The following is a 21,300-nucleotide window of genomic DNA, read 5'->3' as shown; positions in this document are numbered from 1 at the left end:
CAGGGCCGTCGGAAAGGCACGTTGCGATAACCGTGCCAGGCCCCAGAATCGCGGTTTTCGTGGGCTGCGGCGAGACGAAGGGGAGCGTGGGGAATAGCGTTGTCTCAAAATGGAGACGTAATCGAGCGAAAGTTCCGTGGCTATGCAGGTCTCAGTTCGTCTCTATTTCGAGACGAGTCCCGCTATCGAGACGCATGCCCAGCGCCACGATCTTCTTGTACAGGGTCGAGCGACCCAGGCCCAGGCGTTTCGCCGCTTCCACCACATTGCCGGCACTCTGCGCCAGGGCCCGTCCGATCAGGTCGCGCTCGAAGGCTTCGCGGGCCTGTTGGAAATCCCCGACCGGCCTGTCGTCCGCCGCTCGAGGCAGCTCCGGCAGCGGTTGCAGGGGCCCCAGCGCCGCGCCGAGGGCGGCGGCGTCCAGCAACGGTTGGTCGGCCAGCAGCAGCGCGCGTTCCAGCACGTTGCGCAATTCGCGGACATTGCCCGGCCAGGCATGCCGGGCGAGCAGCGCCAGGGCGTCGTCGCCGAGTTCGTGGAGACGGCCGTGGTCGAGGCTGTCGAGGATCGACTCGCAGAGCGCCGGGAGGTCGTCCAGGCGCTGGCGCAACGGCGGGATCTCGATCGGCAGGACGTTCAGCCGGTAGTAGAGGTCAGCGCGGAAACGGCCTTCGCGCATCGCCTGCTGCAGGTCGATGGAAGTGGCGGCGACCAGGCGGATGTCGCTGCGGATCACTTCGTTGGAACCCACCGCTTCGAACTCTTTCTCCTGTAGCACGCGCAACAGCTTGCCTTGCAAGGCCAGCGGCATGTCGCCGATCTCGTCGAGGAACAACGTGCCGCCCTGGGCCACCTGCAACTTGCCTGGCCGGCCCTTGCGCTCGGCACCGGTGAAGGCCCCCGGGGCGGTACCGAAGAATTCGGCCTCCAGCAGGCTTTCCGGGATCGCCGCGGCGTTCACGCTGACGAAGGCCTTGTGCGCCCGCGGCGAAGCGCTGTGGATGGCGTGGGCGAGCAGTTCCTTGCCGGTGCCGGTCTCGCCGAGCAACAGCACCGGCGCTTCGCTGGCCGCGCCACGACGGGCGCGGCGCTTGACTTCCAGGCTGGCCGGACTGGTGCCGACGAAGTGGCTGAAGCTGTACTTGGCCTGGCGCGCCTGCAATTGCGAGCGGGTCGAGGCCAGTTCGCGCTGCATGCTCAGGTAGCGGGTCACCAGCGGCGACAGCGAACGCAGTTCGTCGAGCAGGGCGAAGCCGATGGCGCCGATCACTTCGCCGGCGTCGTCGTGGATCGGCAGGCGCATCACCACCAGCGGGTCCTTCGCGCTGTCCATCATGTCCAGCAGGATCGGCTTGCCGCTGCCTACCACTTCGCGCAGCAGGCTACCGGGGATCACGCTTTCGCAGGGCCGGCCGATGGCCTGCGCCGGGTCGGCGAGGCCGAAACGCTGGGCGTAGCGCTGGTTGATCCAGACGATGCGGGCCTCGCGGTCGACGATCACCGTGCCTTCGCTGGAGCCTTCGACGATCTCGAACAGCGAACGGATCGCCTGCTGGCGCACGCGTTGGTAATCCTGGAGGCTGTCGGCGTCGTTCATCGGCGGCTCCTGCGGCGGACGGCGAAACGGCCCGCCACTGTAGCCGGGAAGCCGCTCGCGGTGAAGGCTCAGGATTCCTCGACGGCCAGCGCGGCGGCGCTTTCCCGCTGCGCCTGGGCGGCGGGCGAGCGGACCTGGAGGATCAGTAGCGCGGCGAGCCCGGCGGGAATCGCCGCAAGCATGAAGATGTTCTCCACGGATATGTGCATGCCCAGCAGCAGGCTGCCGAACAGTGGGCCGAGGATCGAACCGAAGCGGCCCACGCCCAGCGCCCAGCCGGTGCCGGTGGCGCGTACCTGGGCCGGGTAGAAGTTGCTGGCGAAGGCGTTCAGGGTCAACTGCCCGCCGATGATGCAGAAGCCGGCGGCGAAGACGAACGCCAGCAGCCAGCGCGGCTGGTCGTGGTTGAGGCCGAGGAGCAGGGTGAACAGCGCGGCGCCGGCGAGAATCGCCGCCAGCAGGCGGACCTTGCTGCGCAGGCGGTCGGCGAGCCAGGCAAGGAGCATCGCGCCGAGGGTGCCGGCGAAGAGGAACATCGAGGTCGCCAGGTTCGCCGCATTGCGTGTCAGGCCGCTTTCCTGGAGCAGCGAGGGCAGCCAGCTGACCATGAAGTAGAGCAGGATCAGGCTGACGAAGAAGGTCGCCCAGAGCAGCAGGGTCGGCCGCGCGTAACCGTGGCGGAACAGCTCCAGCACGGTCAGGCTTGCCGCCGGCTCGGCGTCGGCCTGGGCCGGCGGCGGCTGCCAGCCCGGCGCCATACGCTTGCTGAGCTGGCGCAGGCGGGCATAGGGCGGTGCGTCGCGGAGCAGGCGCGGCAGCGACTCCGGGAGGAACAGGAGGAGGAAGGGGAACAGCAGCAACGGGGTGACGCCGCCGGCGAGGAACACCGCCTGCCAGCCGAAGCCGTCCATGAAGGCGGCGGCGACGAAACCGCCGGCGGCGCCGCCGAAGGAGAAACCGCAGGCCGCCAGGGTGACCATCAGGGTACGCAGGCGCGGTGGCGAATACTCGGCCATCAGCGCCATGGCACTGGGCATCGCCCCGCCCATTCCGATGCCGCAGACGAAGCGCGCCAGCATCAGGCTTTCCAGGGAACCGGCGAAGACCATCAGGACGGTCAGGCTGGCGTAGATCAGCACGCAGCAGAGCAGCACCCGGCGGATGCCGAAGCGGTCCGCCAGCGGCGTCACCAGCAGCGAACCGACGGTCAGGCCGAACAGGTTGGCGCTGAACACCGGGCCGAACGCGGCCTTGTCCAGGCCCCATTCCTGGGCCAGGGTCGGCACCACGTAGCCGAGCACCTGGGCATCGTAGCCATCGGTGACCAGCAACAGGGCGAGGAGCAGCAGCAACAGCCACTGGTAGCGGGACACGGGGCGCGCGTCGAGCGCCGCGCGAAAGCTGGCGATCTGGTTGTGCATCGCAAGGTACCTGAGGTTCTTATTGGTGATGGGGCGTCCGGCGGACGCCCCCCTTTATCTTCAGGAGCGGGACTCTGCGGTCCCTCAGGCGGCCGGGGTGTCCGGCTGGTTGGCCGGATGGGCCTGGCGGAACGCCGGATGGGCGGCGGCCAGGTCGGCGACCCGGCGGATCCGTGGCCAGGCGTCCAGCGCCACGCCGAAGCGCTCGGCGGCGTAGAGCTGCGGGACCAGGTAGACGTCGGCCAGGCCCGGCCGGTCGCCGAAGCACCAGCCCTGGTCGCCGATCAGTTGCTCGACGGCGGCGAGACCCTGGCCGACCCAGTGGCCGATCCACTGCCGGACCTGCTCTTCGTCGTGGCCCCACTGACGCAGCAGGTTGAGCACGCTGGCGTTGTGCAACGGGTGGATGTCGCAGCCGACCAGCGCCGCGACTCCGCGCTCGCGGGCGCGGCGCAGCGGATCGCTGGAGAGCAGGGCGGGTTGCGGGTAGCGCTCCTCGAGGTACTCGATGATCGCCGGCGACTGGATCAGCAGCTCGCCCTCGTCGACCTGCAGGGCCGGTACGCGGCCCTGCGGGTTGAGCGCCAGGTAGGCGGGTTGGCGGTGTTCGCCGCCGTCGCGGACCAGGTTGACCGGCAGCGACTGGTAGTCCAGCCCCTTCAGCGCCAGGGCGATGCGCACCCGGTAGGAGGAGGTGGAACGGTAGTAGGTATAGAGCTTCATCCGCGCGCCCCCGGAAGGGCCGCGAGCACCTTGCCGCGACATTCGCCGAAACCGATCGAGACATGTCCCTCGCGCTTGCAGCGGGCGCGGAGGATGACCTCGTCGCCGTCCTCGAGGAAGCGCCGGGTCTCGCCGGAGGCCAGTTGCACCGGCTGCTTGCCGCCAGCGGTGATCTCCAGCAGCGAGCCGAACTGGCCGGGCTCGGCGCCGGACAGGGTGCCGGAGCCGAACAGGTCGCCGGGCTGCAACTGGCAGCCATTGACGCTGTGGTGGGCGACCATCTGCGCCACCGTCCAGTACATGCTCAGGCTGTTGCTCAGGGTCAGGCGCTGCGGCGGCAGGCCTTTCTCGCGCAGGCCCTCGGTGAGCAGCAGGACCTCCAGCTCGATGTCGAAGGCGCCGTGGGCCTGGTCGTTGTCGTCGTAGAGATACGGCAGCGGCCGCGGGTCGCCTTCGGGGCGCGCTGGCTGGGCACGGCGGAACGGCTCCAGGGCTTCGGCGGTGACCACCCAGGGCGAGACGCTGGTGATGAAGCTCTTCGACAGGAACGGGCCGAGCGGTTGGTATTCCCAGGCCTGGATGTCGCGCGCCGACCAGTCGTTGAGCAGGCAGAAGCCGGCGATGTGCTCGGCGGCGCGGGAAACCGGGATGGCTTCGCCGAGGGCGTTGCCCTGGCCGATCCAGATGCCCAGCTCCAGTTCGTAGTCCAGGCGCGCGCAGGGGCCGAACACCGGCTCGCTGGCGCCGGCCGGCAGGGTCTGGCCGTTGGGCCGGCGCACTTCGCTGCCGGAGACGCGCACGGTCGAGGCGCGGCCGTGGTAGCCGATGGGCACGTGCTTGTAGTTGGGCAGCAGTGGGTTGTCCGGGCGGAACAGCTTGCCGACGTTCTCGGCATGGCGGATGCCGACGTAGAAGTCGGTGTAGTCGCCGATCCTGGCCGGTAGGTGCATTTGGCACTCGGCGGCCGGATGGAGCAGTTCCGGGCGCTCCGCGGCGCCTTCGCCGAGCAGCTCCAGCAGGCGCTGGCGCAGCGCCACGCGGGCCGGCTTGCCGAGGGCGAAGAAGGCGTTCAGCGCGCCGCCGCGGGTGGCTTCGGCGGCTTCGCCGGCGGCACCCTCGAACAGCCCGGCGGCCAGCGCCGCGTCCAGGTCGAGGATCGAGTCGCCGATGGCCACGCCGCAACGCGGGCTCAGGCCGGCACGGCTGAAGATGCCCAGCGGCAGGTTCTGCAGGGGAAAGTCGGCATGCCCATTGGCGGAGGCGACCCAGCTACGAGTGGGGGTTGGCTGGTTCATGGGGTTATCTCCGTTGCGGGTTGAAGGTGGATACGAGCGACGCCCAGCAGGCATCGTAGTCATTCTGCAGGGCCGGCGTCTCGAGGGCGGCACGGCTCGGCCGGAGGACCTGGCTGGTCTCGAACATGAAGGCCATGGTCTGGTCGATCCTGTGCGGCTTGAGGTCGGCGGCGATGGCCTTGTCGCAGCTTTCCGCGTCCGGGCCGTGGGCGCTCATGCAACTGTGCAGCGAGGCGCCGCCGGGCACGAAGCCGCCGGCCTTGGCGTCATAGGCGCCCTGGATCAGGCCCATGAATTCGTTCATCAGGTTGCGGTGGAACCATGGCGGACGGAAGGTGTTCTCGGCCACCATCCAGCGCGGCGGGAAGATCACGAAGTCGATGTTGGCCAGGCCGGGGACGCTGGTGGGGGAGGTCAGCACGGTGAAGATCGACGGGTCCGGGTGGTCGAAGCTGACCGTGCCGATGGTGTTGAAGCGGCGCAGGTCGTACTTGTAGGGCACGTTGTTGCCGTGCCAGGCGACCACGTCCAGCGGCGAGTGGTCAAGCTCGCAGGCCCACAGTTCGCCGAGGTATTTCTGCACCAGTTGCAGCGGCTGGCGGCTGTCCTCGTAGCGCGCCACCGGGGTCAGGAAGTCGCGCGGATTGGCCAGGCCATTGCTGCCGATCGGGCCGAGGTCGGGCAGGCGCAGCGGCGCGCCGTGGTTCTCGGCGATATAGCCGCGTGCCTCCCCGTCGAGCAGCTCGACGCGGAACTTCATCCCGCGCGGGATCACCGCGATCTCCAGCGGTTCGACTTGTAGCGCGCCGAGTTCGGTGCACAGGCGCAGACGGCCCAATTGCGGGACCAGCAGCAGTTCGCCGTCGGCGTCGTAGAAGCAACGCTCCATCGAGCGGTTGGCCAGGTACTGGTAGATGCTCACGCCGGCGGGCTTGTCGCCGGGCGCGTTGGCGGCCATGCGCAGCAGGCCGTCGAGGAAGTCGGTGGGCTGCTCGGGCAGTGCCAGCGGGTCCCAGCGCAGGCGGTTGGGAGTCGGCGCATCCAGTTCGGCACCGGCGATCTGTCGTTCCAGGCGGCGGAACGGCGGATGCTTGGCCGACGGCGTGATGCGGTACAGCCAGGTGCGCCGGGCCTCGCTGCGAGCCATGGTGAAGGCGGTGCCGGAGAGCAGTTCGGCGTACAGGCCGTAGGGCGCTTTCTGCGGGGAGTTCTGGCCGACCGGCAGGGCGCCGGGGAGCGCTTCGCTGCTGAATTCGTTGCCGAAGCCCGATTGATAGGCGAGGGCAGTGGAGTCGAGGTTCATCTGAGGCCTCCGGGGAGTGGGGGCAGCTTGCCGCCGATCCGCCGGGGACCTGGCACGCTGGCTGCGTTATTTTTATCGTAATTCAATTACGCATAACGTAATTTGAGTGGAAGGCAGCGTCAAGCTATAACGTCGGCCCCGCCCGCAGGAACCCGCGTCCATGGAAAAGAACAGCAGTCCCGCCGAAACCTCCGGCAAGCAGAAGGTCCGCTCCGCCGAAGTCGGTACCGATATCCTCAAGGCCCTCGCCGAACTCTCCCCGGCGACCTCGCTGTCGCGCCTGGCGGAGCATGTGGGGATGCCGGCGAGCAAGGTCCATCGCTATCTGCAGGCATTGATCGCCAGCGGCTTCGCGGTCCAGGACGCCTCCACCAATCATTACTCGCTGGGGCGCGAGGCCCTGCGCGTGGGCCTGGCGGCGCTGGACAGCATGGACGTGCTGAAGAGCGCCGCCGCGCCGCTGGCCGAGCTGCGCGACGTGCTCAACGAGACCTGCTTCCTCGCCGTCTGGGGCAACCGTGGCGCCACCGTGGTACAGGTGGAACAGGCGGTGCGCGCGGTGACGGTGGTCACCCAGGTCGGCTCGGTGCTGCCGCTGCTCGGTTCGTCCACCGGCCTGGTGTTCGCCGCGTTCCTGCCGGAACGCGAGGTGGCCGAGCTGCGCGAGGAAGAGTTGGCCGGGCGCGCCGACCATCCGCTGGCCGACCCGGCGGCCTACGCGGTGCTCCTGGAGGGCATCCGCGCGCGCGGCCTGCATGCGATCCATGGGCTGCTGATGCCTGGGGTGGAGGCGCTCTCGGCACCGGTGTTCGACGCCCGCGGGCGGGTGGCGGCGGTGCTCACGGTGGTCGGCCCGGCGAGCATCTTCCAGGCCGAGGAGCAGGGGCCGGCGGCGGAACGGCTGCTTGCGACGACTCGGGCTATCAGTTGGCGGATGGGGTATGACGGCACCCAGGGTGGATGATGCAGTCTCCGAGCCTGAGGGTGATGTCAGGTAGGGCGGATAACCGCCCGCGGTTATCCGCCGCTTCTCAGGCCTTGGCCAGCAACGCCTTCGCCGCTCGCGATCCGTTGCTCTTGCCGAGCACCGCGCAGATGCGCTGGCCGGCGTCGACCAGGGCGTGCATGTCGACCCCGGTATGGATCTCCAGGCCGTTCAGCAGGTAGAGGACGTCTTCGCTGGCGACGTTGCCGGTGGCGCCCTTGGCGTAGGGACAACCGCCGAGGCCGGCCACCGAGCTGTCGAATACCGCGACGCCTTCCAGCAGGCTGGCGTAGATGTTCGCCAGGGCCTGCCCGTAGGTGTCGTGGAAGTGCCCGGCGAGGCGCTCGCGGGGAACCTCGCTGGCCACCGCCTCGATCAGCCGGCGGGTGGCACCGGCGGTGCCGACGCCGATGGTGTCGCCCAGGGACACTTCGTAGCAGCCCATCTGCTGGAGTTCGCGGGCGACCCAGGCGACCTGGCGCGGATCGACATCGCCGTCGTAGGGACAGCCGAGCACGCAGGAAATGTAGCCGCGCACCCGCACCTGGTGCTGGCGCGCCGCCTCCAGCACCGGTACGAAGCGCTCCAGGCTGTCCTTGATCGAGCAGTTGATGTTGCGCTGGGAGAAGGCTTCCGACGCGGCGGCGAACACCGCCACTTCCTTCACCCCCGACTCCAGCGCCGCCTCGAAGCCTTTCAGGTTCGGCGCAAGCGCCGCGTAGGTCACGCCGGGACGCTGGCGGATGCCGGCGAACACCTCGGCCGAGCCGGCCATCTGCGGCACCCACTTGGGCGAGACGAAGCTGCCCACTTCGATGTAGTCCAGGCCGGCGGCGCTCAGGTCATCGACCAGGCGGATCTTGTCGGCCACCTCGATCGGCTGTTTCTCGTTCTGCAGTCCGTCGCGCGGACCGACTTCCACCAGGCGGACCTTCTTCGGCAGGTTCATGCTGTTCCTCGTCTTGGCTGTCAGGCCTGGTTCTCGTCCAGCTCCACCAGCGGCGTGCCTTCCTCTACCAGTTCGCCCTCGCTGCAATACAGCGCCTTCACTACCCCGGCGTGGGGCGCGCGGATGCTGTGTTCCATCTTCATCGCCTCCAGCACCACCAGGGCGGTGCCGGCTTCGACCGTCTGGCCGGGCTCGACCAGGACCCGCACGATACTGCCGTTCATCGGCGCGCTCAAACCACCCTGGTGGGCATGGGCGGCCTCGGCCTCGGCGATCGGGTCGACGGCTTCGATGGCCAGCAGTTCGCCCTCCCATTCGAGGAACAACTGGCGTCCGCGGCGCAACGCCGCCGAGCGACGGGTGACACCGTCCACCCGGCTGACCAGGTCGTCGCCGTCCAGGCGATACTGGCTGGGGCTGGCGTGGCGCAGGCGGACGCAGCGGCGTTCGTCGCGGCAGCGCAGCATCAGGTCGGCCTCCCGCGCCAGGGCGCTGCGCCAGCCGTCGTTGCGGCTCCACGGCGAATGCGGGTCGTCGTCGCGACGGTGGCCCGGTTCGCTCTGCAGCCAGGCTTCGGCGGCGGCTTGCCAGAAATGCTCCGGCAGCGCTTGCGGCGCCGGCAGCAGGTCGTCTTGGTGGCGCGCGATGAAACCGGTGTCCAGTTCGGCGGCGGCGAACGCCGGATGGCCGAGGATGCGGCGGAGGAACGCCAGGTTGGTGCGCAGGCCGCCGACCGAGGTTTCCGCCAGCATCGCCAGCAGGCGCTGGCGGGCTTCCTCGCGGGTTTCGCCCCAGGCGATCAGCTTGGCCAGCATCGGGTCGTAGAACGGCGAGACCTCGTCGCCTTCGCGTACCCCGCTGTCGACCCGCCGGCCGGGGCCGGCGCCCGCTTCGCGGTATAGCATCAGGCGGCCGCTGGCGGGGAGGAAGTCGCCCTCGGGGTCTTCCGCATAGAGCCGTACTTCGATGGCGTGGCCGTTCAGCGGTACCTGTTCCTGCGTCAGCGGTAGCGCCTCGCCGCGAGCGACGCGGATCTGCCAGGCGACCAGGTCGAGGCCGGTGATGGCCTCGGTGACCGGGTGTTCCACCTGCAGGCGGGTGTTCATTTCCATGAAGAAGAACTGGCCGCGTTCGTCGAGGAGGAATTCGACGGTACCGGCGCCGACGTAGCCGATCGCCTGCGCCGCGCGTACCGCGGCCTCGCCCATGGCCCGGCGCAGTTCCGCGCCGAGACCGGGGGCGGGGGCTTCCTCGACGACCTTCTGGTGGCGGCGCTGGATCGAACAGTCGCGTTCGTTGAGGTACAGGCAGTGGCCATGGCGGTCGGCGAATACCTGGATCTCCACGTGGCGCGGCTTCAGCAGGTATTTCTCCACCAGCATACGCGCGTCGCCGAAGGCGGCCTTGGCCTCGCGCTGGGCGGAGGAAAGGGCCTCGGCCAGCTCGGCCTCGCGCTCCACCACCTTCATGCCCTTGCCGCCGCCGCCAGCGGCGGCCTTGAGCAGCACCGGGTAGCCGATGCGCCCGGCTTCCCGGCGGAAAGTCTCGAGGTCCTGGGCTTCGCCGTGATAGCCGGGCACCAGCGGCACGCCGGCTTCTTCCATCAGCGCCTTGGCGGCCGACTTGCTGCCCATGGCGTCGATGGCCGCCGCCGGCGGTCCGAGGAAGAGCAGGCCGGCTTCCTCGCAGGCGCGGGCGAAGTCGGCGTTCTCCGAGAGGAAGCCGTAGCCGGGGTGGATCGCCTGGGCGCCGCTGGCGAGGGCGGCGGCGATGATCCTGTCGCCGCGCAGGTAGCTGTCGGCGGGCTTGGCGCCGCCCAGGTCGACGGCGATGTCGGCTTCGGCGACGTGGCGGGCGTGGCGGTCGATGTCGCTGTGCACGGCGACGCTGCCGATGCCGAGGGCGCGCGCGCTGCGCATCACCCGGCAGGCGATCTCGCCGCGGTTGGCGACCAGGAGGCGCTGGATGCTGCGGTAGTCCGGGTTCATGCGTCGTTTCTCCAGGCGGGCGTGCGTTTCTCCAGGAAGGCGCGCAGGCCTTCCTGGCCTTCCGGGCTGATGCGGATGCGGGCGATGGCCGCCTCGGTGTAGCGGCGCAGCGCCGGGCTCAGCTCGGCGGCCTCGACCTCATGGTAGAGCGCCTTGCAGGCGACCAGGGCGCGCGGGCTGTTTTGCAGCAGGTTGGCGATCCAGGCCTCGGCCTGGCTTTCCAGTTCGGCGGCGGGACAGCTTTCGCTGAGCAGGCCCAGTTCGCTGGCGCGGCGTCCGTCGAAGCGCTCGGCGGTCAGCGAATAGCGCCGCGCGGCGCGCTGGCCGATGGCCTTGACCACGAACGGGGCGATGGTCGCCGGGATCAGGCCGATGCGTACCTCGGACAGGCAGAAGGTCGCGTCGTCGCTGCCGATGGCCATATCGCAGCAACTGACCAGGCCGACCCCGCCGCCGAACACCGCGCCCTGGACCACCGCCAGGGTCGGCTTGGGCAGGTTGTAGAGATGGGTCATGAGTTCGGCGATGCGCTGGGCGTCGGCCAGGTTGCCCTGGTAGTCGAGGTCCACCGACTGCTGCATCCAGGCCAGGTCGGCACCGCCGCAGAAGTGCCGGCCACGGCCGCGCAGCACCAGCAGGCGGACCTGCGGGTCGCTGCCGACGCGATCGATGGCCTGCAACAGTTCGTCGATCACGACGGCATTGAAGGCGTTGTTCTTTTCCGCCCGGTCCAGCCACAGGGTGGCTACGCCGCGCGGGTCGATCTCAAGCTGGATGGTCTGGAATTCGCTCATGCTGGTCTACTCGTCACATGCGGAACACGCCGAAGGCGGTCGGCTCGATGGGGGCGTTGAGGGCGGCGGAAAGCGCCAGGGCGAGCACCTCGCGGGTCTGCGCCGGATCGATCACGCCGTCGTCCCACAGTCGCGCGCTGGAGTAGTAGGGATGGCCCTGATGCTCGTACTGTTCGAGGATCGGCGCCTTGATCTTCGCCTCCTCTTCGACGCCGAGCTGCTGGCCGGCGCGCTCGGCCTGCTCGCGCTTGACCTGGGCGAGCACCCCGGCGGCCTGTTCGCCGCCCATCACGCCGATCCTCGCGTTCGGCCACATCCACAGGAAGCGCGGGTCGTAGGCGCGTCCGCACATGCCGTAGTTGCCGGCGCCGAAGCTGCCGCCGATCAGCACGGTGAACTTCGGCACCCGCGCGCAGGCCACCGCGGTCACCAGCTTGGCGCCGTGCTTGGCGATGCCGCCAGCCTCGTACTTCTGGCCGACCATGAAACCGGTGATGTTCTGCAGGAACAGCAGCGGGATGCCACGCTGGCAGGCCAGTTCGATGAAGTGCGCGCCTTTCTGCGCAGCCTCGGCGAAGAGGATCCCGTTGTTGGCCAGGATGGCGATCGGATAGCCGTGCAGGTGGGCGAAGCCGCAGACCAGGGTGGTGCCGAACAGCGCCTTGAACTCGTCGAACTCGGAGCCGTCCACCAGTCGTGCGATCACTTCGCGCACGTCGTAGGGCTGCTTGCTGTCGGCGGGAATCACCCCGTACAGCTCCTCGGCGGGGTACAGCGGCGCGCGCGGTGCACGGCATTGCAGCTGGCCCTGCTTGCGCCAGTTGAGGTTGGCGACGCAGCGGCGGGCGATGGCCAGGGCATGGTCATCGTCCTCGGCATAGTGGTCGGCGACCCCTGAGACCTTGCAGTGCACGTCGGCGCCGCCAAGTTCCTCGGCGCTGACCACCTCGCCGGTAGCGGCCTTCACCAGCGGCGGCCCGGCGAGGAAGATGGTGGCCTGTTCGCGCACCATCACGGTCTCGTCGGACATCGCCGGCACATAGGCTCCGCCGGCGGTGCAGGAGCCCATGACCACGGCGATCTGCGGGATGCCGCGGGCACTCATGTTGGCCTGGTTGAAGAAGATCCGGCCGAAGTGCTCGCGGTCGGGGAACACCTCGTCCTGGCGCGGCAGGTTGGCGCCGCCGGAGTCCACCAGGTAGATGCATGGCAGGCGGTTTTCCAGGGCGATGGCCTGGGCCCGCAGGTGCTTCTTCACGGTCAGCGGATAGTAGGTGCCGCCCTTCACCGTGGCATCGTTGCCGACGATCATGCATTCCACCCCTTCGACCCGGCCGATCCCGGCGACGATGCCGGCGGCGGCGACCTCTTCGCCGTAGACTTCGTGGGCGGCGAGGGCGGAAAGCTCGAGGAACGGCGAGCCGGGGTCGAGCAGGCGGTTGATGCGTTCGCGCACCAGCAGCTTGCCGCGCGCGCTGTGCCGGGCCTGGGCGGCGCTACCGCCGCCTTCGTGGATGCGGCCGAGGAGGGTGCGCAGGGCGTTGACCTGTTCCAGCATGGTCGCGGCGTTGGCCGCGAACTCGGCGGAGCGTGGATTGATCTGGGTGTGCAGGATGGCCATGGCGGTGGCTCCGTGTCGAGGTGGGCGGAAGCGGTTGGCGCCCGCTCCCGACCTGGCGATGCGCCTGTCGATGCAATGGAATGCCCTCTCCCTGGCGGAAAAGGGCCGGGAAGAGCGAGGCTTCAGCGGGTTTCGTTGAACAGCTCGCGGCCGATCAGCATGCGGCGGATCTCGCTGGTGCCGGCGCCGATCTCGTAGAGCTTGGCGTCGCGCAACAGGCGGCCGGTGGGAAACTCGTTGATGTAGCCGTTGCCGCCGAGGATCTGGATCGCGTCCAGGGCCATCTGGGTGGCGCGCTCGGCGCTGTAGAGGATCACCCCGGCGGCGTCCTTGCGGGTCGTCTCGCCGCGGTCGCAGGCGGCGGCCACGGCGTACAGGTAGGCGCGGCTGGCGTTGAGGGCGGTGTACATGTCGGCCACCTTGCCCTGGACCAGCTGGAATTCGCCGATGCTCTGGCCGAACTGGCGGCGGTCATGGATGTACGGCACCACCACGTCCATGCACGCCTGCATGATTCCCACCGGGCCGCCGGAAAGCACCACGCGCTCGTAGTCGAGGCCGCTCATCAGTACCTTGACCCCGCCGTTGATCGCGCCGAGGACGTTCTCCTCGGGTACCTCGACGTCCTGGAAGATCAGTTCGCAGGTGTTCGAGCCGCGCATGCCCAGCTTGTCCAGCTTCGGCCCGCGACTGAAGCCTTTCCAGTCGCGCTCGACGATGAACGCGGTGATCCCGTGCGCGCCCTTGTCCGCGTCGGTCTTGGCGTAGATCACATAGGTATGGGCATCGGGACCGTTGGTGATCCACATCTTGCTGCCGTTGAGAACGAAGCGGTCGCCGACCCGGTCCGCGCGCAGCTTCATCGAGACCACGTCGGAGCCGGCGTTGGGTTCGCTCATCGCCAGCGCACCGATGTGTTCGCCGGATACCAGGGCCGGCAGGTAGCGGGCCTTCTGTTCGGCGTTGCCGTTGCGCTTGATCTGGTTGACGCAGAGGTTGGAATGCGCGCCATAGGAGAGCGCCACCGAAGCCGAGGCCCGGCTGATCTCTTCCATGACCACGGCGTGGGCCAGGTAGCCCAGTGCCGAACCGCCGTACTCCTCGTCGACGGTGATGCCGAGCAGGCCCATCTCGCCGAACTTGCGCCACATGTCCATGGGGAACTGGTTGTCCTGGTCGATCTGCGCGGCGCGCGGCTGCAGTTCGGCGGCGACGAAGCCGCGCACCTGGTCGCGGAGCATGTCGATGGTTTCGCCGAGGGCGAAGTTGAGGCTGGGATAGGTCATGCTTTCACCTGTAATTGTGCTTGTCCGGTTTAAAGCTTTGAATGAGGTTTATGTTTCAACTGTATGTTTATTATAGCTTTTGATAAGCGCCGCTCGACAGCGCTCCTCGGCAGTATCCAGTTCCAGCTGCATCTGTTCGATGTCCAGCAACTGTTGTTCCAGCTGGGCGCGGCGCTCGGCGATCTTCTCCAGCATGGTGTTCAACTGCTTCTGGTTGCCGCTGCTCGGGTCCGGGTCGTAGAGCTCGATCAGTTCGCGGCATTCGGCGAGGGAAAAACCGATGCGCTTGCCGCGCAGGATCAGCTTCAGGCTGACCTTGTCGCGCGGCGAATAGATGCGTTCCTGGCCGCGTCGCTCGGGGGAGAGCAGGCCTTGCTCCTCGTAGAAGCGGATGGCGCGGGTGGTGATGTCCAGTTCGCGGGCGAGATCGGAGATGGTGTAGGTGGTGGACATGCGCAGGCACCTGCTTGTTTACCTTTACGTTAACGTAAAGCTGCACCGAAATCCTGTCAACGCCTGGAACGGGGGAAAAATGACAGCCGTGAAAGATGCTTGTCAGAAATATTTAATCGGCGCCTCATGAAAGGGCACGGATGGCTCTGTTCTGCTTCGCCGAACACTGTGTTTCTCGGAGGAGTCGTAACGATGAGTCGGCTGATGACCTACAGGACGCTGCTGGCTTGCCTGCTCGCCGCGTTGCTTGCGCTGCTGGTGGCGGGCCAGCAGCAGCGCGCGTTCGAGCGAATCTGGTTCAAGCTGGAGCAGCGCTACGGCGGCGATGTTGCGCGCGAGAACGCCCTGCGCCTGGCCGACTATCGGGTCGATATCGAAGCCCGCGTGCTGGGCGCGGAGTCCAACGTGTCGGCGCTGTCCTTCGACCCCAGCCGGCGCAGCCTGGTCAGCGTGACCAACCAGGACCCGCATTTCCTCGAGCTGTCGCTGGACGGCGAATTGCTGCGACGCATCCCCCTGCGCGGTTTCCAGGATCCGGAGGCTATCGAGTACATCCGGCCCGGCGTCTACGTGGTCGCCGAGGAGCGTCGCCAACGCCTGGTGGAGATCCATGTCGACGCCGACACCCGGGTGATCGACATCGACGATCCGCGCAACGCCCGGAAGTTCTCCCTGGGCAGTGCAAACAAGCGCAACAAGGGCTTCGAGGGGTTGGCCTACGACCCGCTGCGCGAGCGCCTGTTCGTGGCCCGGGAAAAGGCGCCGGTGGGCATCATCGAGGTAAACGGCTTCTTCAACGACCGCGGCGAGGCGCTCGACCTGAGTGTCGGCGGCGACCCGCAGCGCGATCGCGGGTTGTTCCTCACCGATCTGTCGAGCCTCTACTACGACAAGGCCAGCGATCACCTGCTGGTGCTTTCCGACGAGTCGCGGGTGGTCATCGAACTGGATCGCGCCGGGGATCCGCTCGGCAGCCTGACCCTGCGTGGCGGCAACCATGGCCTGACGGACGACGTGCCGCAGGCCGAAGGGTTGGCGATGGACGACCGGGGCAGCCTGTACGTGGTCAGCGAGCCGAACCTGTTCTACCGCTTCAGCCGAGCGCTGCCAGCGGCCGACTAGGGCGGGAAAAGGACGGCGGAATTCAGGCTTGCGCGCCGGATAGCGCCGGCGCGTAGCCGATCATCTGTCGCAGCAGCGGGTCGGTGAACTGCTGTTGCCAGTCGTCCAGCTTGCCCCGAAGGTCGGGGCCGTTGGCCGGAACGATGGGGGCCGCGCGCGGCTGCCGAGGCGTCGGCGGACAGGCGCCGAGCAGCCCGACGCACAGTGCCAGGGTGGGGAGCGAGAGTTTCGCTAGGGGCATCAGGCTTGCTCCGTCGGGATCCGGGGCGAGGTGCCGGTGCGCGGCGCCTTGCGTAACCGGAACAGGCGCCCGACCACCAGGAAGAACAGCGGTACCAGGAACACCGCGAGTACCGTGGCGGTGACGATCCCGCCGAGCACCCCGGTGCCGATGGCGACCTGGGCGCCGGAACCGGCGCCGCTGGAGAGCGCCAGCGGGACCACGCCGAAACCGAACGCCAGCGAGGTCATGACGATCGGTCGCAGGCGCAGGCGCGCGGCCTCCAGGGTCGCCTGCAGCAGGCTCATGCCTTCCTGGTAATGGTCCTTGGCCACCTCGATGATGAGGATGGCGTTCTTCGCCGAGAGGCCGATGATGGTGATCAGGCCGACCTTGAAGTAGATGTCGTTGGGCAGGCCGCGCAGGCTCACCCCGAGCAGTGCGCCGAGTACGCCCAGCGGCACCACCAGGATCACCGCCAGCGGGATCGACCAGCTTTCGTAGAGGGCGGCCAGGGCGAGGAACACGATCAACACCGAGAGGGCGAACAGCGCCGGCGCCTGGGCGCCGGACAGGCGTTCTTCGAAGGACTGGCCGGACCACTCATGGGCGATGCCCTCGGGCAGGCCCTGCATCAATTGCTCCATCGCCTGCATGGCTTCGCCGCTGCTGTAGCCCGGCGCGGCCTGGCCCTCGAGGTTGAACGAGGGATAGCCGTTGTAGCGGGTCAGTTGCGGCGGGCCGAGGGTCCAGGCGGCCTTGGCGAACGTCGCCAGCGGGACCATCTCGCCCTGCTCGTTGCGCACGTGAAGCCGGCCGATGTCGTCGATGCCCAGGCGCTTGGCGCCGTCGGCCTGGACCACCACCTTGCGCACCTGGCTGCCGTGCATGAAGTCGCCGATGTAGTCCGAGCCGAACATCACCGCCAGGGTGGTGTTGATCTCGTCCATGCTCACGCCGAGGGTCTCCGCCTTGCGCCGGTCGATGTCCAGGCGGATCTGCGGCGCCTCGCCCTGGCCGGCGAACATCACGTTGGCCAGGCGCGGGTCCTCGGCGGCGCGCGCCAGCAACTGGTCGCGGGCCTTGACCAGGGCCTCGTAGCCAACCCCGCCACGGTCCTGCAGGCGGAAGTCGAAGCCGCTGGTGGAACCCAGGTCCGGCAGCGGCGGCGAGTTCATCGCATACACCGTACGGTTGGGCAGGCCGGCGAAGCGCTGGTTGATGCGCTCGACGATGGCGCCGACGTGCTGGCTGGCCTCCCGGCGTTCCGACCAGTCCTTCAGGGTGGCGAAGATCATCGCCGAGCTGGTGCCGTCGCCGTACAGGCTGAAGCCGCCGACCGCATAGGCGTAGGCCACCGGTTCGTGCTCCGCCAGGTAGCGCTCGACGTCGCCGACGTTGGCCATGGTCTCCGCCATCGGCGTGCCTTCGGGCTGCATCACCATGATCATGAAGTCGCCCTGGTCCTCTTCCGGCAGGAACGCCTGCGGCAGGCGCACGAAGAGCAGGGCGACCACGCCGATGACCAGGGCGTAGACCAGCATCCAGCGGATCGGCCGGGCGAGGATGCCGGCCACCGCGTTGCGGTAGCGTCCGGTCAGGCGCAGGAAGGCGCGGTTGAACCAGCCGAAGAAGCCGCGCTTCTCATGGTGGTCGGCGTCGATCGGGCGCAGCAGGGTGGCGCACAGGGCCGGGGTCAGCGACAGCGCGAGGAACGCCGAGAAGCCGATGGAGACCGCCAGGGTCACCGCGAACTGGCGGTAGATGTTGCCCACCGCGCCGCTGAAGAACGCCATCGGCACGAACACCGAGACCAGCACTACGGTGATGCCGACGATGGCCCCGCTGATCTGGCGCATCGCCTTGACCGTGGCGTCGTGCGGCGACAGGCCTTCCTCGGCCATCAGCCGCTCGACGTTCTCCACCACGATGATCGCGTCGTCCACCAGGATGCCGATCGCCAGGACCATGCCGAACATGGTCAGCACGTTGATCGAGAAGCCCAGGCCGAGCATCACCGTGAAGGTGCCCAGCAGGGCCACCGGCACCACCAGTGTCGGGATCAGGGTGGCGCGGAAGTTCTGCATGAACAGGTACATCACGGCGAACACCAGCAGCATCGCCTCGAGCAGGGTGCTGACCACCTTCCTGATCGAGATCTCGACGAACGCCGAGGTGTCATAGGGGATGTTGTAGCTCACGCCCTCCGGGAAGTAGCGCGACAGCTCGTCGAGGGTGGCGCGGATGCGCTTGGCGGTGGCCACCGCGTTGGAGCCGGGCGCCATCTTCACCGCCAGGCCGGTGGCGGTCATCTGGTTGACCCGCGAGACGAAGCCGTACTCGCTCTGGCCGAACTCGACGCGGGCCACGTCGCGCAGGCGGATCGCGCCGCCGTCGGCGCGGATGCGCAGCGGAATTTCGCCGAACTGCTCGGGCGTCACCAGGGTGTCGTCGACCTTCACCGTGGCGCTGATCGGCGCCGAGTCGGGGACCCCGAGGTTGCCGATGTCGCCCACGGTGAGGCGGGCGTTGTGCCGGCGCACGGCGTTGACCAGGTCGCTGGCGCTGAGGTTCATCGAGGTCAGCTTGGCCGGGTCGGGCCAGATGCGCATGGCGTACTCGGCGCCCCAGGTCTCGACCTTGCCCACGCCCTCCACCCGGCGCAGCGCCTGCAACACGTTGGACGAGGCGATCTCGCCCAGCTCCATGGCGTCGTAGCGGCCGCTGGAGGAGGTAAGGGTAACGATCAGCTGGATGCTGTCCGCCGCCTTCTCCACGTAGATGCCGTCGCGCCGCACCGATTCGGGCAGGCGCGACTCGACGATCTTCAGGCGGTTCTGCACTTCCACCGCGGCGAGGTCGGCGTTCACGCCCTGGCGGAAGGTCAGGGTCAGCGAGGCCTGGCCGGTGCTGCTGGTGGCCTTGGTGTAGAGCAGGCCGGGCGCGCCGTTCATCTCGCGCTCGATGATCGCGGTCACCGCTTCCTCGACCACCTTGGCCGAGGCGCCGGGATAGCTGGCGCTGACGTTGACCACCGGCGGCGCGATGTCCGGGTACTGGGCGACCGGCAGGAAGCGGATCGCCAGGACCCCGGCGAGTACGATCAGCAGGGAGATCACCCAGGCGAAGACCGGCCGGTCAATGAAGAAACGAGCCATTCGTAGCGTTCTCCGTCACTGGCCCGCCGGCGAGGCGGCCAGCGGTGAGGGGGCGTCGGCGCTGGCCGGCTGGCGGACCACCGCCTGGACGCTGGAGCCGGCGGCATGCTGGGCGGCGTTCTCGACGATCACCCGCTCGCCGCCCTTGAGCCCGCGGCTGATGATCCAGTCGCGGCCCTGCAGGGTGTCGGCGCGGACCTCCACGTCTTCCACCACGCCCTGTGGGTTGACCACCTTGACCACGGCGGACTGGGCGGTACGGATCAGCGCGTCGCGCGGGACGGTGATCGCCTGCGGGTTCACCGCGCGCTGCAGGCGCACCTGCACGTAGCCGCCGGGCAGCAATTCGCGATGCGGATTGCGGAACAGGGCACGCATGGCGATGGTGTCGGTGCCGGGGTCGACCGCCAGGTCGGAGAACAGCAGCTCGCCGGCCAGCGGGTACTCGCTGCCGTCGGCCAGGACCAGGCGCACGGCGATGTCCTTGTCGGCGACACCCTTCACCTGGCCTTCGCGGATCGCCCGCTGCATGGCGGCGACTTCGCCGGCCGGCTGGGAGAAGTTCACGTAGATCGGATCGATCTGCTCGACGCGGGTCAGCGGTGTCGGCGAGTCCTCGCCGACCAGCGCGCCTTCGGTGACCAGCGCGCGCCGCGCGCGGCCGTCGATCGGCGCGGTGACCGTGGCGTAGCCCAGGCGCAGGCGGGCCTGCTCCAGTTCGGCCTTGGCCGAGGCGATCTGCGCCAGGGCCTGGCGCGCGTCGGTCTGCGCTTCGGTGTACTCGCGTTCGCTGATGGCGCGGTCCTTGATCAGGTCGGCGTAGCGCTTGAGCTTGTCGGCCGCCGCCGCGTGGCTGGCCTCGGCCCGGGCCAGGGCGCCGCGGCTGATGTCCAGGGCCGCCTTCAAGGGCGCAGGGTCGATCTGGAACAGCACGGTGCCGGCGCGGACGTCCTGGCCTTCCTCGTACAGGCGACGGGTGACGATGCCGGCGACGCGGGCCCGCACTTCAGCCTGGCGGTACGCTTCCAGGCGTCCGGGCAGCTCGCTGGTGATGCCGATAGGCGCCGGCCTGGCGACGATCACGCCGACCTCGGCGGGGGCCTCCGCAGTCTTCCCGGCGTCCGCTGCTTCTTCGCAGCCCAGCAGGAATAGGGCGACCAGGGCCGCCAGCAGCCCGCGCAGCGAGCCGGTCCATTGGATGTGCATGGGTGTCCCTCGATTCGTGAACTCGCGAGCTTGCCCGGGAAAGGGCACCGCAACTCACGAGCGGCGCGACAGTAGCATATAATCAATCATGAGTGATTAATTAATTGGCGTTTCTGTAACATATCCTTATGATCTGCGGCGCCTTTCCCTTGTGAGGACGTTCAGTGGCCAGGAAAACCAAAGAGGAATCCCAGAAAACCCGCGACGGCATACTCGATGCCGCCGAGCGGGTTTTCCTGGAAAAGGGCGTGGGCACTACTGCCATGGCCGACCTGGCGGACGCCGCCGGGGTTTCTCGCGGTGCGGTCTACGGCCACTACAAGAACAAGATCGAGGTCTGCCTGGCGATGTGCGACCGCGCCTTCGGCCAGATCGAGGTACCCGACGAAAACGCCAGGGTGCCGGCGCTGGATATCCTCCTGCGCGCCGGCATGGGCTTTCTCCGCCAGTGCTGCGAGCCCGGTTCGGTGCAGCGGGTGCTGGAGATCCTCTACCTCAAGTGCGAACGCAGCGACGAGAACGAGCCGCTATTGCGCCGCCGCGAGCTGCTCGAGAAGCAGGGGCAACGCTTCGGCCTCCGGCAGATCCGCCGGGCGGTGGAGCGCGGCGAACTGCCGGCGCGGCTGGACGTCGAGCTGGCCAGCATCTATCTGCAATCGCTCTGGGACGGCATCTGCGGCACCCTGGCCTGGACCGAGCGCCTGCGCGACGATCCCTGGAACCGCGCCGAACGCATGTTCCGCGCCGGCCTCGACAGCCTGCGCAGTTCTCCCTACCTGTTGCTGGCGGACGCCTGAGGGCGTCAATCGTCCGCCATCAGGTGCCTGCGCTGGTCCTCGGCGCCGGCGACCACCAGCCGCTGGGCGTCTTCCTCGCTGATGTGCAGGCGCTTGCCGTCGATGTAGAGCACCGACAGGCGCGCCTCGGCGTCGGTACCGATGCGCAGGCTGTCGACCGGCGCGCGATGCCGGCTGCCTTCGATCTCCACGCTGCAGATGCCTTGTTCCGAATCGATTTCGATGGACATGGGAACCTCCCGTTTTCTCCGCCTACCTTGGGTGGACCCCGGGCATCCGCGCGGGTTCTGTCACGGTAGCTTCACGCCAGCGTCACGCGCCTGCCACCGCGCTTGGCTGCAATCGTCCGCAGAGAGAGGGCGAGGCCAGCGGAGGACGACGC

The 21,300-nt window shown here is 68.4% G+C and carries 18 protein-coding genes; 3 read left to right on the top strand and 15 right to left on the bottom strand.

Annotated features, from left to right (window positions below; genetic code table 11):
* Positions 1–151: 151 nt before the first annotated feature.
* From hbcR to hmgA, 5 genes are all read right to left on the bottom strand, one after another.
* Positions 152–1,597 carry a sigma-54-dependent transcriptional regulator HbcR gene (gene hbcR / locus ACI766_RS15705; RefSeq protein WP_019726134.1) on the bottom strand — a complete coding sequence of 482 codons (1,446 nt, stop codon included), beginning with the start codon at positions 1,595–1,597 and terminating at the stop codon, positions 152–154.
* 68 nt (positions 1,598–1,665) lie between these two features.
* On the bottom strand, positions 1,666–3,018 hold the full coding sequence (locus ACI766_RS15700; protein WP_003121714.1) for an MFS transporter: 1,353 nt from the start codon (positions 3,016–3,018) through the stop codon (positions 1,666–1,668).
* A gap of 84 nt (positions 3,019–3,102) precedes the next feature.
* Complete coding sequence (gene maiA / locus ACI766_RS15695; RefSeq protein ID WP_003100402.1) at positions 3,103–3,741, bottom strand: maleylacetoacetate isomerase; 639 nt, start codon at positions 3,739–3,741, stop codon at positions 3,103–3,105.
* Positions 3,738–5,036, bottom strand: coding sequence for a fumarylacetoacetase (gene fahA / locus ACI766_RS15690; protein ID WP_003100400.1), 1,299 nt, complete (start codon positions 5,034–5,036; stop codon positions 3,738–3,740). The genes maiA and fahA overlap by 4 nt, the downstream gene beginning before the upstream one ends.
* 4 nt (positions 5,037–5,040) lie before the next feature.
* Complete coding sequence (gene hmgA, locus ACI766_RS15685) at positions 5,041–6,339, bottom strand: homogentisate 1,2-dioxygenase (protein ID WP_003100397.1); 1,299 nt, start codon at positions 6,337–6,339, stop codon at positions 5,041–5,043.
* 160 nt (positions 6,340–6,499) lie between these two features.
* On the opposite strand from hmgA, the gene ACI766_RS15680 reads away from it, so the two are divergent.
* Positions 6,500–7,303 (top strand): IclR family transcriptional regulator, encoded by an 804-nt coding sequence (locus tag ACI766_RS15680; RefSeq protein ID WP_003111362.1) that lies wholly within the window; start codon positions 6,500–6,502, stop codon positions 7,301–7,303.
* 67 nt (positions 7,304–7,370) lie between these two features.
* Here ACI766_RS15680 and liuE read toward each other — a convergent pair whose 3' ends face one another.
* The 6 genes from liuE to liuR all read right to left on the bottom strand — a co-directional run bounded on the left by liuE (position 7,371) and on the right by liuR (position 14,415).
* Entirely contained in the window at positions 7,371–8,273 is a 903-nt protein-coding gene (gene liuE, locus ACI766_RS15675; protein ID WP_003100393.1) for a bifunctional 3-hydroxy-3-isohexenylglutaryl-CoA lyase/hydroxymethylglutaryl-CoA lyase, read from the bottom strand.
* Between the two features lie 20 nt (positions 8,274–8,293).
* The gene (liuD, locus tag ACI766_RS15670) at positions 8,294–10,261 is read right to left on the bottom strand and encodes a methylcrotonyl-CoA carboxylase subunit alpha (protein ID WP_412828459.1); all 1,968 of its coding nucleotides are present in this window, start codon (positions 10,259–10,261) and stop codon (positions 8,294–8,296) included.
* Positions 10,258–11,055, bottom strand: coding sequence for a gamma-carboxygeranoyl-CoA hydratase (locus ACI766_RS15665; protein WP_003088598.1), 798 nt, complete (start codon positions 11,053–11,055; stop codon positions 10,258–10,260). Before ACI766_RS15665 ends, liuD begins: the two co-directional genes overlap by 4 nt.
* Positions 11,056–11,068: 13 nt before the next feature.
* Entirely contained in the window at positions 11,069–12,676 is a 1,608-nt protein-coding gene (liuB, locus tag ACI766_RS15660; RefSeq protein ID WP_003100387.1) for a methylcrotonyl-CoA carboxylase subunit beta, read from the bottom strand.
* A 122-nt stretch (positions 12,677–12,798) separates the two neighbouring features.
* On the bottom strand, positions 12,799–13,962 hold the full coding sequence (gene liuA, locus ACI766_RS15655) for an isovaleryl-CoA dehydrogenase (RefSeq protein WP_058157852.1): 1,164 nt from the start codon (positions 13,960–13,962) through the stop codon (positions 12,799–12,801).
* Between the two features lie 48 nt (positions 13,963–14,010).
* Entirely contained in the window at positions 14,011–14,415 is a 405-nt protein-coding gene (liuR, locus tag ACI766_RS15650) for a liu genes transcriptional regulator LiuR (RefSeq protein WP_033942851.1), read from the bottom strand.
* A 192-nt stretch (positions 14,416–14,607) separates the two neighbouring features.
* Between liuR and ACI766_RS15645 the strand changes: the two genes are divergently transcribed.
* A complete protein-coding gene (locus tag ACI766_RS15645) occupies positions 14,608–15,537 on the top strand; it encodes an SdiA-regulated domain-containing protein (protein WP_003088602.1) in 930 nt (309 codons plus the stop codon).
* Between the two features lie 22 nt (positions 15,538–15,559).
* On the opposite strand, the gene ACI766_RS15640 is transcribed toward ACI766_RS15645, so the two are convergent.
* Genes ACI766_RS15640 through mexX form a run of 3 tightly spaced genes read right to left on the bottom strand, consistent with a single transcriptional unit; the run spans position 15,560 to position 20,121 of the window.
* Positions 15,560–15,778 carry a hypothetical protein gene (locus ACI766_RS15640; protein WP_003110687.1) on the bottom strand — a complete coding sequence of 73 codons (219 nt, stop codon included), beginning with the start codon at positions 15,776–15,778 and terminating at the stop codon, positions 15,560–15,562.
* Positions 15,778–18,915 carry a multidrug efflux RND transporter permease subunit MexY gene (gene mexY / locus ACI766_RS15635; protein WP_023103818.1) on the bottom strand — a complete coding sequence of 1,046 codons (3,138 nt, stop codon included), beginning with the start codon at positions 18,913–18,915 and terminating at the stop codon, positions 15,778–15,780. The genes ACI766_RS15640 and mexY overlap by 1 nt, the downstream gene beginning before the upstream one ends.
* 15 nt (positions 18,916–18,930) lie before the next feature.
* Complete coding sequence (mexX, locus tag ACI766_RS15630; RefSeq protein ID WP_003118551.1) at positions 18,931–20,121, bottom strand: multidrug efflux RND transporter periplasmic adaptor subunit MexX; 1,191 nt, start codon at positions 20,119–20,121, stop codon at positions 18,931–18,933.
* 164 nt (positions 20,122–20,285) lie between these two features.
* On the opposite strand from mexX, the gene amrR reads away from it, so the two are divergent.
* Entirely contained in the window at positions 20,286–20,918 is a 633-nt protein-coding gene (gene amrR, locus ACI766_RS15625; protein WP_003088626.1) for a TetR family transcriptional regulator AmrR, read from the top strand.
* A gap of 5 nt (positions 20,919–20,923) precedes the next feature.
* Here amrR and ACI766_RS15620 read toward each other — a convergent pair whose 3' ends face one another.
* Positions 20,924–21,148 (bottom strand): DUF3203 family protein, encoded by a 225-nt coding sequence (locus ACI766_RS15620; protein WP_003088627.1) that lies wholly within the window; start codon positions 21,146–21,148, stop codon positions 20,924–20,926.
* Positions 21,149–21,300 lie beyond the last annotated feature (152 nt).

Origin of the sequence: Pseudomonas sp. DL (assembly GCF_047199225.1) — a bacterium.
Lineage (GTDB): Bacteria > Pseudomonadota > Gammaproteobacteria > Pseudomonadales > Pseudomonadaceae > Pseudomonas > Pseudomonas aeruginosa.
This window is presented reverse-complemented; position numbering and strand designations above follow the sequence as displayed.